This is a genomic window from Mesorhizobium sp. CA12, from assembly GCF_020165255.1.
Lineage (GTDB): Bacteria > Pseudomonadota > Alphaproteobacteria > Rhizobiales > Rhizobiaceae > Mesorhizobium.
The window spans coordinates 21364-36601 of record NZ_JAIUHT010000007.1; the positions used below are offsets into that span (position 1 = coordinate 21364).

At 64.4% G+C, this 15238-nt stretch carries 16 protein-coding genes; all 16 read right to left on the bottom strand.

What is annotated here, in order from left to right:
- Positions 1 to 6: 6 nt before the first annotated feature.
- The gene (locus LB520_RS13470) at positions 7 to 990 is read right to left on the bottom strand and encodes a formyltransferase family protein (RefSeq protein WP_224637821.1); all 984 of its coding nucleotides are present in this window, start codon (positions 988 to 990) and stop codon (positions 7 to 9) included.
- A gap of 7 nt (positions 991 to 997) precedes the next feature.
- Complete coding sequence (locus LB520_RS13475; RefSeq protein WP_224637822.1) at positions 998 to 2023, bottom strand: nucleotidyltransferase family protein; 1026 nt, start codon at positions 2021 to 2023, stop codon at positions 998 to 1000.
- A 220-nt stretch (positions 2024 to 2243) separates the two neighbouring features.
- Positions 2244 to 3275, bottom strand: a complete 1032-nt coding sequence (gene dhaK, locus LB520_RS13480) for a dihydroxyacetone kinase subunit DhaK (RefSeq protein WP_224637823.1) — start codon at positions 3273 to 3275, stop codon at positions 2244 to 2246.
- 77 nt (positions 3276 to 3352) lie between these two features.
- The gene (locus LB520_RS13485) at positions 3353 to 3784 is read right to left on the bottom strand and encodes a hypothetical protein (protein WP_224527053.1); all 432 of its coding nucleotides are present in this window, start codon (positions 3782 to 3784) and stop codon (positions 3353 to 3355) included.
- Between the two features lie 7 nt (positions 3785 to 3791).
- Complete coding sequence (gene ptsP, locus LB520_RS13490; protein WP_224637824.1) at positions 3792 to 5366, bottom strand: phosphoenolpyruvate--protein phosphotransferase; 1575 nt, start codon at positions 5364 to 5366, stop codon at positions 3792 to 3794.
- Between the two features lie 41 nt (positions 5367 to 5407).
- Positions 5408 to 5710, bottom strand: a complete 303-nt coding sequence (locus tag LB520_RS13495; protein WP_095766133.1) for an HPr family phosphocarrier protein — start codon at positions 5708 to 5710, stop codon at positions 5408 to 5410.
- A 19-nt stretch (positions 5711 to 5729) separates the two neighbouring features.
- Positions 5730 to 6119, bottom strand: a complete 390-nt coding sequence (gene dhaM, locus LB520_RS13500) for a dihydroxyacetone kinase phosphoryl donor subunit DhaM (RefSeq protein WP_140650393.1) — start codon at positions 6117 to 6119, stop codon at positions 5730 to 5732.
- On the bottom strand, positions 6119 to 6718 hold the full coding sequence (dhaL, locus tag LB520_RS13505) for a dihydroxyacetone kinase subunit DhaL (RefSeq protein WP_224637825.1): 600 nt from the start codon (positions 6716 to 6718) through the stop codon (positions 6119 to 6121). The genes dhaM and dhaL overlap by 1 nt, the downstream gene beginning before the upstream one ends.
- Before the next feature lie 10 nt (positions 6719 to 6728).
- Entirely contained in the window at positions 6729 to 8369 is a 1641-nt protein-coding gene (locus LB520_RS13510; RefSeq protein WP_224637826.1) for a dihydroxyacetone kinase subunit DhaK, read from the bottom strand.
- A gap of 60 nt (positions 8370 to 8429) precedes the next feature.
- On the bottom strand, positions 8430 to 9443 hold the full coding sequence (locus LB520_RS13515; protein ID WP_224637827.1) for an ABC transporter ATP-binding protein: 1014 nt from the start codon (positions 9441 to 9443) through the stop codon (positions 8430 to 8432).
- Positions 9436 to 10542, bottom strand: coding sequence for an ABC transporter ATP-binding protein (locus LB520_RS13520; RefSeq protein ID WP_224603855.1), 1107 nt, complete (start codon positions 10540 to 10542; stop codon positions 9436 to 9438). The genes LB520_RS13515 and LB520_RS13520 overlap by 8 nt, the downstream gene beginning before the upstream one ends.
- Positions 10543 to 10544: 2 nt before the next feature.
- The gene (locus LB520_RS13525) at positions 10545 to 10748 is read right to left on the bottom strand and encodes a hypothetical protein (RefSeq protein WP_224637828.1); all 204 of its coding nucleotides are present in this window, start codon (positions 10746 to 10748) and stop codon (positions 10545 to 10547) included.
- 214 nt (positions 10749 to 10962) lie between these two features.
- Positions 10963 to 11913 carry a carbohydrate ABC transporter permease gene (locus LB520_RS13530; protein WP_041001244.1) on the bottom strand — a complete coding sequence of 317 codons (951 nt, stop codon included), beginning with the start codon at positions 11911 to 11913 and terminating at the stop codon, positions 10963 to 10965.
- Positions 11910 to 12857 carry a carbohydrate ABC transporter permease gene (locus LB520_RS13535; protein WP_140846721.1) on the bottom strand — a complete coding sequence of 316 codons (948 nt, stop codon included), beginning with the start codon at positions 12855 to 12857 and terminating at the stop codon, positions 11910 to 11912. The genes LB520_RS13530 and LB520_RS13535 overlap by 4 nt, the downstream gene beginning before the upstream one ends.
- A 107-nt stretch (positions 12858 to 12964) precedes the next feature.
- On the bottom strand, positions 12965 to 14296 hold the full coding sequence (locus LB520_RS13540; protein WP_224603848.1) for an ABC transporter substrate-binding protein: 1332 nt from the start codon (positions 14294 to 14296) through the stop codon (positions 12965 to 12967).
- Positions 14297 to 14565: 269 nt separating this feature from the next.
- Positions 14566 to 15231 carry a PIG-L deacetylase family protein gene (locus LB520_RS13545; protein ID WP_224637829.1) on the bottom strand — a complete coding sequence of 222 codons (666 nt, stop codon included), beginning with the start codon at positions 15229 to 15231 and terminating at the stop codon, positions 14566 to 14568.
- Positions 15232 to 15238 lie beyond the last annotated feature (7 nt).

Here is a 15238-nt window from a genome sequence, read left to right on the forward strand (position 1 = left end):
GCGTGCTCAGTCCTTCGCGCCGAAACGCCGGATGTCGAAGGATGGCTGCTCTCGACCGCGGTGGCGGGGTTTTGACTGCCAACGCAAGAACAGCCGGGACAGCTTGTTGTAGACCAGATGCACGACGCGCGCGTCGGCGCAGTCGAATTCCACAAGTCCCCGTCGGCATTTCGCGGCTTCCCCGCTGGGTGGTCCCAGGCGGCGGATCGGCTGAGCGAGCCGGACCGGTCTGCCATTGATCAGGACACTGACCGGAACACTCGACCCGACGATCCGGCATAGCCGCGCGACATGCTCGCTTGAAAATTGTTTGCCGACGATAAACGGGCCGCGATCGATGCGCGCCCAGACATAGGCCCCATCCGGCTGGGGCATTCCGGCAAGCCTGCCCCTGCAAAATTCAGGCGCAACATCCGTCGCGAGCACAGCCATTGCGTTGGCCAGGGCCTGGTTCACCGTTGCGGCCGAACGCCAATCCTCTGCTGCAAAGCTAACCTGCGCCAGGATATCGCCCGCATCGAAGCCGGATGTCATCTTGTGCAAGGTCACGCCGCCATGGGCTTCATGCATCTGGTCGATAATTAGCCGGTGCATTGGATGCGGGCCACGATAGTGCGGCAGAAGCGCCGGATGCAGGTTGAGGCCGCCCTTCGGAAACAGCTCCAGCACGGTTTGCGGGATCAGTTTGCTGTATCCGAAACAGATCAAAAGATCGGCGCGGGCCGCGCTGAGCCGCGGCCCAAGCGCATCCCAGTCATGGGGCGAGCTGAATTCGATCAATGGGGGCATGGCGTGGCCGAGATGAGACCTCAACGCAAACCGTCGCCGCAGGCGGCGGCGCAGGGCACTGAAGCTGAAGCGCTTGCCGGCAGGTGGGCCCGGCACGACCACGGCAGCAACGCGATGGCCGTTATCTGCCCAGCGCGCAAGCATGGGCGCAGTGACGGACGAAATCTCGGTGATGAATACGGCCGAGAGCGGGTTCTCCATGCCGAGCTCAGACTGGATACGGTCGCGGCCGCGCCAGCCTCTGCACCCAGCGGAAGGCATCGCGGCTGAGGCGCGAGCGCAGCTTTTCGCGGGAATTGACCCGAAGCAGCATGTTGCCGGTGATCAGCCATTTGGCCAACCGTATCGAGAGGTCCGGCTTGATGCGGTCGGCAAGCTCGATCGCGCGCGGCGCGTCGAACAGGCGTCCGGTGACGTTGAGGACTGTGGCCAGCTCGAGCTCGATGCCGGTCATGCAGGCGGCATCGAGCAGCCGCGCTTCCTCTTGAGGCGATTTCAGCGCCCGCACGCCTTGCAGCACGTCGACGCAGAGCTGCAGGCGGTGGAACTTGTGGCCGCCGGCGGCATGGACGATGGCGATGGTGAGCAGCGCGGCCGGCGTGTCGGTTTCGCCGCCGTCGATCGCTTGCAACTCGCGAAAGCCAAGCGACAGGCGTCTGCGCATGCCGGTATCGTGCACCAGATTGCCATGCAATTCGATCAGCAGGCTGGAGTTCTCTTTCTCCAGCCATTTGAATTCCTGCAGTTCATGCGACGCGGCCTCGTCGCTGCCGAGCTCGAAGCCGCATTCGCGGATGGTCTTGTTGGCCTCCTCGATGCTGACGGGGTCGACGAGAATGTCGATGTCGGTGAAGGGACGGTCCGCAACCTGGCTGTACAGCTTGCGCGCGAACACCGGTCCCTTGACGATCCGGGCCGGCACGCCTTTTGCCGCCAGCGCCTTCATGATGCGGTCGCCATGGTACTGCAACAGCATCGATTGGCCGGTCGCCATCGTGGCCTCGTCGCGCAACTCCGACAGTCTCCGCTGCAGGGTTGCGTCCTGCGGCAGTCGGGCGTCACCGATCTCCCTGAGTTTGCGCTGCATGATCGGCAGCACGCCGTGGAACTCCGCATTGGCGAGCAGCGCCAGCAGGGTTGCTGCCGCAAGGCCATCGCCAATGGCGGCCGATGCCTCTGGGTCGGCGAAGGTCAGCAGCAGTTTTTCATCGGCAGGCGCAAGAGAAGGCAGCATCAACCCGGACGGCGTTCGAATGATAGCAACAAGCCCATGCTTACAGAAAAGCACACTGGAAACCAATGCGCGGCGGCAAAGCCGGCTTGTGAGTTTGACTTTCCGCGCGGATCGTCCATTCTGTGGATTGATCCGGAGGGTGTTGGAAATGACGAAAAAGAAATATGAGGCGCCGTTGCTGCGCAAGGCTGGAAAACTCTCCAGCGTGGTGGCCGTGGCGTCAAAGACGCTTTGAGGCTTCGGGCTTCGGTCTTGGCTGAAGCCGGCTACATCCCCAGCGCAGCGCTGCTGTGTGTACCGGCGCGTCCCACAATGCCGACGTTTCGTCGTCCAGCATGGTCAGCGTGATCGAGCATCCCGCCATGTCGAGCGAGGTCACATAGGACCCAACGAGCGAGCGGACCACCGTCACGCCCTGCCTCTCGAACATTCTGCGGGCGCTGTTGTACATGAGATAGAGCTCCATCGACGGCGTGCCGCCGAAGCCGTTGACGAACAGCAGTGCCGGCCCTTTGGCGCGATCGCCGAAGTCGCCGGCAATCGCGGCGCAAACCTCCTCGGCGATGGCGTCGGCGCTCTTCAGCGTGTCGCGCCTCCGGCCGGGCTCGCCATGGATGCCGACGCCGAATTCCATCTCGGCGTCGCCTATCGCGAAGGTTGGCTTGCCGGCGGCGGGCACCGTGCCGCTGGTCAGAGCCACGCCCATCGAGCGTGTCGCGGCGTTGACGCGGTCGCCCAGCGCCTTGAGGTCGGGCAGGGCTATGCCCTGCTCGGCGGCGGCGCCGACGATCTTTTCCACCACCAGCGTGCCGGCGACGCCGCGCCGTCCGGTCGTGTAGGACGAGTTCTCGACCGCGACGTCGTCATTGGTCACCACCTGCAGCACGCCGTCCGCCATCTCGGCAGCCATGTCGAAATTCATCACATCGCCTTCGTAGTTCTTGACGATGAACAGGCAGCCGGCGCCGGTATCGACAGCCTCGACGGCGGCCAGCATCTGGTCCGGCGTGGGCGAAGTGAAGACCTGGCCGGGGCAGGCGGCGTCCAGCATGCCGTGGCCGACAAAACCCCCATGCAGCGGCTCGTGGCCGGAGCCGCCGCCCGAGATCAGCGCCACCTTGCCCGGCTTCAACGCCCTGCGGCGGATGAATTTGTGCTCGTCGCCAAGCACAAGAATATCGGCATGGGCGGCGGCGAAGCCATCGAGGCTCTCGGTCAGGACCGTGTCCACCGAATTGATGAATTTCTTCATGGCAGTCCTCCCGACGTCTTAGTTTACGCAATTCCGAACGGAAAACCGCTGGACACTTTTCCTGGAATTGCTCTTGCTCAGCCGCTGCCCTTGCCGGCGATGCTGGTTATTTTCTGGATGAATTCGTTGATCGCCCGGTCGAGCGCGGCGTTCTGCCTGTCGTCGCCGAAATCCGGCACGATGAGCGAGACATGGCGTGTCTTGCGCGGCCCTGAGGCCGCGGGCGCCTTGCCGGGATGCGCCTGGTGATAGGCAGCCATGAACTGGTCGCGCTCGGCCTGGCTGAAGTGGCAGACGGAAAAGATGGAAGGCAGATGCTTTGATGGGATCGGGATCGAATAGGCCGGGCTTGATATCTGCGTGACGAAGCTGCGGTGCTTGCCGAGCGCATCGGCAAGACGCTGGCGCATCCCCGACGGGCGCTGGTCGATCACCTGCGACAGGATCGTCTTATAGGCACGGATCGCCTCTTCCGAGCCTGTTTCCGATATCTTCTCGGTCCTGGCCATGCAGCATCTACACCCGAACTTCCGCGATGGCCGCCTTGGCCATGGCGAGTTGCGCAGGGGCGACCGACAGGTCGCGCAAACCCGCCTCCAGCAGGGCCGGAATGGCTGCCGGATCGCCGCCCGCGTCGCCGCATAGGCTGACCGGAATACCTTTCTCACGTCCGAAGGCGGTGACCGCAGCAATCAGCCGCAGCACCGCCGGGTTGCGAATGGAGCTGAGATGCGCGACCGCCGCATTGTCCCGCGCCGCCGCCATCACATATTGCGTCAGGTCGTTGGAGCCGATCGAGAAGAAGGCGACATCGGCGAAATCCTCCGGCGCCAGCGCGACGGACGGCACCTCGACCATGATGCCGAGCGGCGGAAGCTGGTGCGCCACGCCCCGCGCGGCAAGCGCGGTCCGCTCTTCCGCGAACAGCGCTGCGGCTTGGCTGTACTCCTCAGGCGTGGCGATCATCGGGAACATCACCTTCAGATTGCCGTGGATGGCAGCGCGCAGCAATGCCCGGATCTGCACGCGGAAGATATCGCGCCGCGCCAGCGAAAGTCTTATGCCGCGCAGACCGAGAAACGGGTTGGTTTCCTCGATGGTGAAACCCGGCACCGGCTTGTCGCCGCCGGCATCGACGGTGCGAATGGTCACCGGCTTGTCGCCGGCCCATTCCAGCACCATGCGGTAGGCACGGTATTGCGTCTCCTCGTCCGGCAGCGTTTTGCCGAACAGGAATTCGGTCCGCATCAGGCCGACACCGTCACAGGTGGCGATATCGATGCCGTCGACATCCGAAGGATAGGCGATGTTCACCTGTACGCGCACGGCGGTGCCGGCCTTGGTCACCGCCGGCTCAGTCAGGAATGTCTTCGCCGCGCCCAGCCGGTCAGAGAAGGAGGAGGCGGATTGCCGGAAGGCTTCGATTTCGGCCGGCGACGGCGAGAAAATGATCGCGCCGCGTTCGGCATCGAGCAGCGCGACACCGGTACGCGTTTCAGCCTCGTCGCCGATGCCGACAACCATCGGCACGCCGCGCGAGCGCGCCAGCATAGCGACATGGCTGGCGGTGCTGCCGCGCTTGAGCGCGATGCCGCCGCCCTTGCTCCAGTCGGTTTCGAGGAAGCGCGTCGGCGCGATGTCGTCGCCATAAAGGATCGCGCCCGGCGGTGTCGCGGCCTCGCTGTCCTCGCTCAACGCCCGCAGCACCTGGTCGCGGATGTCACGCAAATCCGCGGCGCGGGCGCGGAAATAGTCCTGATCCGACGTTTCATAGCCGGCGATCTCGCTGTCCAGCGCCGCGCGCCAGGCGGCGTCCGCCGGCTGTCCTGAGCCGATCGCCGACAAGGCCGGACCGCTCAGCGCGTCGTCCTCCAGCATGGCGATGTGGAATTCAAGGATGCCGGCGGCGTCGCCATCGGCGGTTTCGACCAGCGCCGCCAGCCGGCCGACGGCCTTGCCGATTGCGCTCACCAATGCGGCTTGTTCTTCCTCGGCGCTCCCCTTGGCCCTGTAGCTGACCGGAGGCTGGTCGAGGTCGAACAGCGGGCCTTCGGCGTAGCCGGGTGAGGCGGGGATACCCTCAACCCGCATGGCTCGCATTCCTTGCGGGCCTGGCGACATTCAGATCGGTCTCAAGCGGACCGGGCATGATCCGCGTCCTCGTCGAAGTCACGCTGCACCAGATCGACCAGTGCTTTCACCGCCTGGGTCGCGCCATCGCCCTTGGCGCGGATATGCAGCATGGTCCCTTTCGGCGCCTTGGCCGCCATCACCTTGACGATGCTCTTGGCGTCGAACCACGGACCGTTTGCCGCCACCGCCACTTCCACCTCGGCCGCGAACGACTTGGCAAGCTTGGTGAACTTCACCGAAGGGCGCGCATGCAGTCCCACCGCGTGGGTTATCAGGACCGTTGCTTCGGCGGATGCGGACATTCAGTCGGTTCCCGTTCGTTCACGACGGCGACAATTCATGCGCCGTCGCCACCACTTCCTTGAGCGAGGCGCCGCCGGAGGATTCGGTTGCCGCCATCACCGCGCCCTCGACGATCGGCGCGTTGCAGACGACTATTCTGTGGGAGCGCGGCTCTCCGATCATCTCGACCGCCATCTCCGAGTTGGTCTCGGCGCCGCCGAGATCGACCAGTATGGCGACACCCGCTTCCGACCAGGCCTTGTCGATCGCGTCCATGATCGCCTCGACGCTGGTGCCGAGGCCGCCATGGCCGTTTCCGCCGCACCATGCAAGCGGCACTTCGTCGCCCACCATCTGGCGCACCATATCGGCCGTGCCCTCGGCGACCAAAGGCGAATGCGACACGATGACGATACCGACATTGCTCATCAAATGTCCTCGACAGTTTCGGCGACTGCGCGCACCAGAAGCGCGGTCGAGCGCGCTCCGGCGTCCATATGCCCGATCGAGCGTTCTCCCAGGAAGGAGGCGCGCCCGCGCAAGGCCTTCATCGGCACCGTGGCCTCTGCGGCCTTGTCGGCGGCGTCGGCGATTTCGCTTGCCGTCTTGCCTTGAGTCAGTGCCTCATACACCGGCTGCAGCACATCGAGCATGGTTTTTTGGCCAACTTGAGATTTACCCCGCGCGGCAACCGCCTCGATCGCCTTGCCGAGTGCCGCGGCCAAGCCGCTTCGATCGGGTGCTGCCGGCAATTCCTTGCCGAGCGCCATGAACAGCGTGCCGAACAAGGGCCCGGAGGCGCCGCCCACGGTCATTACCAGCTTGGTGCCGACAGCCTTCAGCGCCTCGGGCAGCGGTTTCGCCGCGAAGGCGTCGGCCTCGGTGCGCACCGCCTCGAAGCCGCGCTTCATGTTCAGCCCGTGATCGCCGTCGCCGATCGCCTGGTCGAGCGCGGTCAATTCCTCGGCATGTGCCGCGATCGTGTCGGCGGCCGCCGCGATCAATCGGGAGAAATCGGCTGCGGCCATTTCCTGTCCTTCATGCCGGGGCGAACAGCGCCGCCACGGCGGCGAAAACCTCGGCGACCGCGAAGGCGCCGGGATCCGCTGTGTCAAGCTGCCTGCCGATATAGGCGGAGCGGCCGGCTTTCGCCTTCTGCATCGCCTCGGTTGCCTCGGCGCCTTGCCGCGCCGCTTCTGCCGCCGCTTCCAGCCCGCTTGCATCAAGCGCCCGCAGTGCCGGCTCCAGCGCATCGACCATGGTGCGGTCGCCGATCCTGGCGCCGCCGTAGAAAGTCATGCGGTCTAGCCCGGCGAGCAGCGCCTTGGGTAAAGTTGCGCCGAAACGCAAAGTCTGTGCGGCGGCGGTGAAGAAGATCGACAACAGCACGCCGCTGGAGCCGCCCATCGACGCACCCAGCGCATCGCCGATTGCGGCAAATGTCGCGGCCTTGTCGGCGAGCGGCAGCGTGTCAATGCGCTCGAGAATGCTGCGCGCGCCCATCGCCACGGTCGAGCCGGTGTCGCCGTCGCCCGCCTTGGCGTCGAGCGCGTTGAGCGGCTCTTCGAGCGCGATCAGCTTTTGGCAGACGGCTTTGATCAGCCGCTCGGCGGCCGCATCGCGGCTGGCGGGCTTCGTGGCTGCGCCGGTGGCGGGCTTGGCCATCGCGATAACGACCGGCTGACGAACCGGTTTTGCCGGCAGCCAGGCATGCGGGCCGACGGGCGCCAGCAGTGCCGCCTCGCGTTCCGCGTCCAGCTTGAGCAACGACAGCGAGAAGCCGTTCATGTTGAGCGCCGTCATCAGATGCCCGGGGCCGATCGTCAGCGCCACGGCCTTCGCCAGCGGCGAGGACAAGACGGCGTTGGCGATCAAAGACATTTCGAGCGGCGGCACCGAGCCGAGATTGTTGATCAGCAAGGCATAGCGGCTGCCGGGTTCGAGCTGCGCGGCGAGGCGCTCGGCCATGACAGCGACGAACGCGCTGGCGCTCTGCAGCGCGATGCGCTCGACGCCCGGCTCGCCATGGATGCCGAGGCCGAGCTCGCCGTCATTCGCGCCGAAGCGCTCCTCATGCGCCTGTCCGGGGATTGAGCAGGAGGAAAGCGAGATGCCGAGCGAAAAGATGTCCTTGGCCGCCGCCCGCGCCGCCGCAGCAACCGACGCCAGGTCGTGACCGGCTTCGGACAGATGACCGGCGATCTTGTGCACGAACAGCGTGCCGGCAACGCCGCGCGGCTGCGCGATGTCCGGAAGCGCGATGTCGTCGGCGACGATCACCATCTCGATCGCAAGGCCCTCGGCGCGCGCCTTTTCCGCGGCCAGTCCGAAATTGAGCCGGTCGCCGGTGTAGTTCTTGACGATCAGCAGGCAGCCGGCCGGTCCCGTCGTCGCGCGGATCGCCGCCAGCACCGCCTCGACGCTCGGCGAAGCGAAGATCTCGCCGGAGACGGCCGCCGTCAGCATGCCGGCGCCGACGAAGCCGGCATGCGAGGGTTCATGCCCCGCGCCGCCGCCCGAAACCACCGCCACCTTCGTCTTGTCCCACTCGGCGCGCAGCACGACCTTGATCTCGGGATAGCCGTCGAGGCGGGCCAGCGCGCCCGATCCCGCTGTGGCGAGGAAGCCGTCCAGCGCCTCGGTGACGATTGTGTCCTTGCGGTTGAAAAAGTGCTTCATGGATTTCGTCCCGTCCGTAATCTGCGGTCGTCAATCGGTGTGCGATAAGCGCGTGGCCGGCTACATCAATCTTTGCCCGTCCGAGCCAAAATAGAGCGGCGCCAGGTAGCGGATCGTCACCTTATCCCCTTTGGCTAAAGGCGTGTCCGGATCGGTGAGCGTCACCAGCTTCTTCGGCCCAACCGTCACATGCAGGTGGTTCTGGTCGCCCAAATGCTCGACCCAGTCGACGACCCCGTCGGCACGGCCGTTCATCGCCTTCTCGATCGCGAGATGCTCGGTGCGCGCGCCGATCGTCGTCGTTCCGGTCGGGGCGCCGCCGTCAGGCAGCAGTCCGGCCGGCAGAAGGTTGATAGCCGGCTGTCCGAGGCGCGCCGCGACATGAAGATTTGCCGGCTCAGAATAGATCGCGCGCGGCGTGCCGATCTGCACCAGCATGCCGTCGGCGAGGATGCCGATGCGGTCGGCCATGGTCATCGCCTCGATCTGGTCATGCGTGACATAGAGCATGGTGGCGCCGAGCTCGGACTGGATGCGCTTCAGCTCGAGCCTGAGATCGGCGCGCAGCTTGGCGTCGAGCGAGGACAGCGGCTCGTCCATCAGGTAGATCGCGGGCTTGCGCACCAGGGCACGGCCGATGGCGACTCGCTGCATCTCGCCGCCGGACAGTTTCGTCGAGCGGTTGTCGAGCTTGTGGTCGATGCGCACCATGCGCGCCACGTCCTCGACGCGTCGCCGCACAGCCTCTTCCGGAAACCGCCGCGCCGGCGAGCGCAGCGGGAAGGCGAGATTGTCGAACACCGAAAGATGCGGATAGAGCGAATATTGCTGGAAGACGAAGGCGGTGTCGCGTTCGGCTGGCGACAGCGCCGTCGCGTCATGTCCGCCGATGTGGATCGTGCCGCTGTCCGGCCGTTCCAGCCCGGCGATCAGCCTCAGCGTCGTCGTCTTGCCGGCGCCGGTCGGCCCGAGCAGCACGACGAATTCGCCGTCCTTGATCACGAGGTCGAGATCGTTGATCGCGACGGTGTCGCCAAAACTCTTGGTCACGCCCTGGATGTGAACGTCAGCCATGGCGCGCCTCCGCTGCCTGATCATGCATGGCGGTCCGGACCGCTCGTCCGGAGCCTTTCTCGAATAGCGACAGCCGCGCGCTGCTCAGCGTCAGCCCGACCTGTTCGCCGGGGCTGAGATGGATGCCCGCCGGCACGCGCGCCTTGATGATGCCGTCGGCCGTCTCGACAGCGACGATCTGCGTGGTGCCGAGATATTCGGTGCCGTAGATCGCGCCGCGCAGCTTCGAGCCGTCGTCGAAGCGGATGTGCTCAGGCCGGATGCCGAGCGCCATGTCGGCAGGCGCTATATCCTCGCGCACCTCCGGCACCGCCACCCTGGCGCCCTGCACGACGATCTCCTTCGCGCCCCTGGCGAGCCCGCCGCCGAATTTCAGGAAATTCATCGGCGGCGAGCCGATGAAATCGGCGACGAACATGGTCGCCGGCCGGTCGTAAATCTCGCGCGGCGTGCCGAACTGCTCGATGACGCCATGGTTCATCACCGCTATCTTGTCGGCCATCGACATCGCTTCCATCTGGTCGTGCGTGACATAGACCGTCGTGGCATGGATGCGGTTGTGCAGCTCGCGCAGCTCATGCACCATCAGGTCGCGGAACTCGGTATCGAGGGTGCCGAGTGGCTCGTCCATGAGAAAACATTTCGGCCGCCGCACGATGGCGCGGCCGAGCGCGACGCGCTGCCGGTCGCCGCCGGCAAGGCCGGAAACGGACTTGTCGAGCAGATGGTCGATGCGCAGTAGCTTTGCTGTCTCCTCGACGCGGCTTCGGATTTCGGCCGAGGGCATGCCCTGCGCCAGCAGCGGGAAGCCGATATTTTTGCGCACATTCATGTGCGGGTAGAGCGCGAAGAGCTGGAAGACGAAGGCGATGTCGCGCTCGCGCGCCCGGCGCATGGTGACGTCCTCGCCGCCGAGCAGGATCTTGCCGCCGGTCGGCAATTCAAGGCCGGCGATCATGCGAAGCGTCGTCGTCTTGCCGCAGCCGGATGGCCCGAGCATGACGAAGAACTCGCCGTCCTCGACAACGAAATTGGAATCCTGCACGGCGACGAATGCGCCGAAGGCCTTCCTCAGGTTCTGAACGCGGATCTCGGCCATCTTTATTCCGGGAATTTCGAGACGATGATGAACATCACCGTGCCAGTGAGCATGGTGATGAAGGAATAGGTGTAGAGCGACAGCGCGAAAGGCTGGAACAGCATCAGGAAGCCGATCGCGATGATCGTGGTCGCGATGTTTTCCATCAGGCCGCGCCTTGCCCATCGCGCCCAAGAGGAGTGCTTGGAGGCAACAGAGCGGTTCATGCGTTCCTCCCTTCCTTCTCGTTCAAGGGGAGAGATGGTTGCCAGGTGGTTCCCCCACTCCGTCGCTGCTTCGCAGCGCCACCTCTCCCCCCTCCGGAGGGAGAGGAAGGGAGCCTGGCTGAATGAAGTTCGCGCCCTTCCTCTACCCCGTCGATCGGGGGAGAGGTGTCGAGCGAAGCTCGACGGAGTGGGGGTCGACTTATTCCCACACTAGTCATTTGCGCACCGCGCCGAAGGTGATGCCGCGCAAGAGTTGCTTGCGGAGCAGGATGGTGAAGACGAGGATCGGCACCAGGAAGATGGTCGTGCCGGCGGCAACCGCCGGCCAGTCCTGGCCGCCCTCGCCGATGATGGTCGGGATGAAGGGCGGCGCGGTCTGCGCCGTGCCGGAAGTGAGCAGCGCTGCGAACGCATATTCGTTCCAGGCAAAGATCAGGCAGAAGATGGCGGTCGCGGCAATGCCGGTCGTCGCCTGCGGCAGCACGGTGCGCCAGAAGGCCTGCAGCCTAGTGTAGCCGTCGATCATCGCGGCCTCTTCATATTCGCGCGGGATCTCGTCGATGAAGCCCTTCAAGAGCCACACAGCCAGCGAGACATTGACCGCGGTGTAGAGCAGGATCATGCCGAGCGCGGTGTCGGAGAGGCCGAGCTCGCGGTACATCAGATAGATCGGGATCGCCACCGCGATCGGCGGCATGAAGCGCGTCGACAGGATGAAGAACAGAAGGTCGTCGGCCAGAGGCACCTTGAAGCGCGAGAAACCATAGGCCGAGAGCGTGCCTAGGAACACCGCGCAGAAGGTCGAGCCGAAGGCGATGATCAGCGAGTTGACGAAGCGCGGCAGGAAGTTCGACGGCCCGGCGATCACCATGTTGCGCTTGCGCACCGTCTCGTCGCAGAAGCCGGTCGCCGGTCCGAGCGAATTGATATATTCCGGCGTTTGCCGGGTCCGGGTGGTGAACAGATTGCAATAGCCCTCGATGCTCGGCTGGAAGACGATCTTGGGCGGATAGGCGATCGAATCCGGCGGCGTCTTGAAGCTGGTGGCGAAGATCCACAGCAGCGGCACGATCGAGATCAGCGCATAGGCTATGATGATCGTGCCGGCGATCAGCTTCGCGTTGGACGAGGGCGCGACGACGGAATGGGCGGTGGTCAGGCTCATCTCTGCTTCACCTTGTTGAGCGCCTTGACGTAGATGTTGGCCAGCCCGAACACCGCGACGAACAGAATGATGGCGAAGGCCGAGGAATAGCCGGTGCGCCAGCTCTCGAAAGCCTGCCGCTTCAGCGTGATCGAGGCGACTTCCGTGGTCGAGCCGGGTCCGCCGCCGGTGAGCAGGTTGACCATGTCGAACATCTTGAAGTTCTCGATGCCGCGGAACAGCACCGCCAGCATGATGAAGGGCAGCGCCATCGGCAGCGTGATCGACCAGAACTGCCGCCAGTTCGAGGCGCGGTCGACCTCGGCCGCCTCATAGATGTATTCGGGGATGGAGCGCAGGCCGGCGAGGCAGATCAGCATCACGTAAGGCGTCCACATCCAGGTGTCGACTATGATGATCGCCCACGGCGCCAGCTCGACATTGGACAGCATCTGCACATTCGTCGGCGGAATGCCGGTGACGAATGAGACGACATAGGAAAACAGCCCGATCTGCGGCTCGTAGAGGAAGCGCCAGAAATTGCCGACCACCGCCGGCGACAGCATCATCGGCACCAGGATGATGGTGGTCCAGAAGGCGTGGCCGCGGAATTTTCGGTCGATCAGCCAGGCCAACGTGAAGCCGATGACGGTCTGCAAGAGGATCGTCCAGAACACGAAATGCGCCGTCGTCTGCATGGCGATCCAGATGTCCTGATCGCCGAGGATGCGCCGGTAATTGGCGAGCCCCAGATTCTTCACCACCTCGTTCGGCCGGTTGGCGCGGAAATTGGTGAAGGAGAGATAGATCGCCCAGAACAGCGGGAAGATGTTGATGGCCAACAGCAAAAGGATCGTCGGCGAGATGAACAGCCAGGCGAGGCCCTTGTCGCTGATGCCCCGGATCTTCTTGGCCAACGGCTCCGGTGTGGCCCGGGCAACGTTGTCCGCAGTCCGATCGAGCATGGTAAGTCCTGCTTCGGTCACGGGTAAGTCTCGACTGTGGAATTTATCTGAACTGCGTCCCGTGCCAAGGGCGGCACGGGACGCTGCGGTTGGGCTCGGGAGGAGCCTTACATCTTGCCGTCGTCCTGGAAGACCTGCGTCCAGTCCTTGACCAGGCCGTCCAGCGCGTCCTTGGCCGAGCCCTGGCCGGCCACGACATAGTCGTGGAAGCGCTTCTGCGAGGCCTGCAGCAGCGGCGCGTAGCTAGGTTCCGCCCAGAAGTCCTTCACGATCGCCATGGAGTCGAGGAAGGCCTGCGCGTAAGGCTGGCTGGACGGGAATTTCGGGTCCTTGACCACCGAGTTCAAGCAGGAATAGCCGCCGAGCGACCACCATTTGCCCTGCACGTCCTTGTTGGCGAACCACTTGATGTATTTCAGCGCCGATTCCTGCTTGTCGGAATAGGAGACCACCGAAATGCCCTGGCCGCCGAGCTGCGCGAACTGGTCGCCGTCGGGACCCTTCGGATTGACGAAGTAACCGATCTTGTCGCCGCCGACATTCTCGTCCTTCTGCAGACCGGGCCAGGTGAAGGCGAAGTTCATATGCATCGCCACCTGTCCGGATTTGAAGGCGTCCACACCCTCGCCCATGTAGCTGTTGGAAGCGCCGGGCGGCGTGCAGCAGTCATAGAGCGCCTTGTAGAATTCCAGCCCCTTCACCGATTTCTCGGAGTTGACGAAGCCCTCCATCTCGTAGGGCTTCTTCGGGTTCTCATATTGGAAGCCGTAGCTGTAGAGCACGTCCATGGCGCCCATGGTGATGCCTTCGGAGCCGCGCTCGGTGTAGATCGAGGCGCCATAGACGGTCTTGCCGTCGATCTGCCGCTTCTGGAAGAATTCGGCGATCTGCTTCAACTGGTCGAAGGTGGTCGGCGGGGCGAGGTCCCAGCCATACTTCTCCTTGAATTCCTTCTGCAGCTCGGGCCGCGAGAACCAATCCTTGCGATAGGTCCAGCCGACGACGTCGCCCATGGCCGGCAGCGCCCAGTAGTTCGGCGTGTTCTTCGGCCATTCCGAATAGCCGACCACGGTCGCCGGCACGAAGTCGTCCATGCTGATCTTCTCCTTGTCGAAGAAGTCGTTCAGCTTGACGTAGTGGCCGTTCTCGGCGGCGCCGCCGATCCACTGGCTGTCACCGATGATCAGGTCGCAGAGCTTGCCGTGCGAGTTGAGCTCGTTGAGGAAGCGGTCGGCGTAATTGGTCCATGGCACGAACTCGAATTTCATGCCGATGCCGGTTTCCTTGGTGAAGTCCTTGGACAGTTCCACGAGCGCGTTGGCCGGATCCCAGGCCGCCCAGCACAGCGTCAGGTCTTCCGCATGCGCGACGTTCGAGACGGCTGTCGACGCGAAGATCGCCGAGGCCAGTCCCAACGCCAGTTTCAAGGTCGATTTCATGCCTTACCTCCCATTTGCGAAACGCGTCCGGATGACGGTTTCAAGAGCCCTCAACCCTCGCTCCTCCGAGGGCCCAAACACGGCGGGCGAATGCGCCGCCCGATGTTTAGTAATTTGTTTAGTGATGCGCTTTTTACTAAACAACGCAAGCGAATTCGTTGCTGCGCCGCAGCATGGCGAAATGCGTCATTGAAATCATTGGGAAATGATCGCCGGATCTGGGTCCTGCTGACGTCAGCTGGCCGCGTTGGCGGGGACCGGACCTGTCGTCACACCGGCCGGATCGGCGGAGCCGGCGGCAGGAGCGCACGTATGTCGGCGAAGGGGAAGGTCGGCTCGAAGCGGAAAGCCTCGGCCAGCGCGCCGGGTGCGCCGTTGCACTGTCCGGCGCGAAACTCGTTCTGGAGGCGCGCCCTGTGCACATAGTGGTCCGGACCCTGCGACTGGTGCGCGAGGATCGCTTTCGCCTTGATGTCCCAATGATGCGAAATCTCGACATAATGCGTCGGCGAAAAGCCTGTGCCGCCGAGCGTATCGGCATGCAGCACCGGCACCGCGAAGGATGCGGCGAGCCGCACGCCGTCGGACAAGGCGCGGTGGTCGCCGTGATAATCGGAGGGCGCATGGGTGATAGCGAGGTCGGGCTTCACCTCGCCGATCAGTGCCTTCAGCGCCGCAATGAACGCGGCATCGGCGACGAGCTGCCCGTCGGGAAAGTCGAGGAAGCGCGGCTCGACGCCGAGCAGGCCTGCCGCCGTGGTCGCTTCCTTGCGCCGCAAGCGGGCAAGCGCCTTGGGGTCGCCCGTGCCGCCCCTGGCGCCGTCCGTGGCTATGGCGAAAGTCAGTTCTGCGCCTTGCGCGGCATAGGCGGCCAGCGTACCGAACATGAATATCTCGATATCGTCGGGATGTGCCCCCAGCGCCAGTATCTTCACGTCTCTC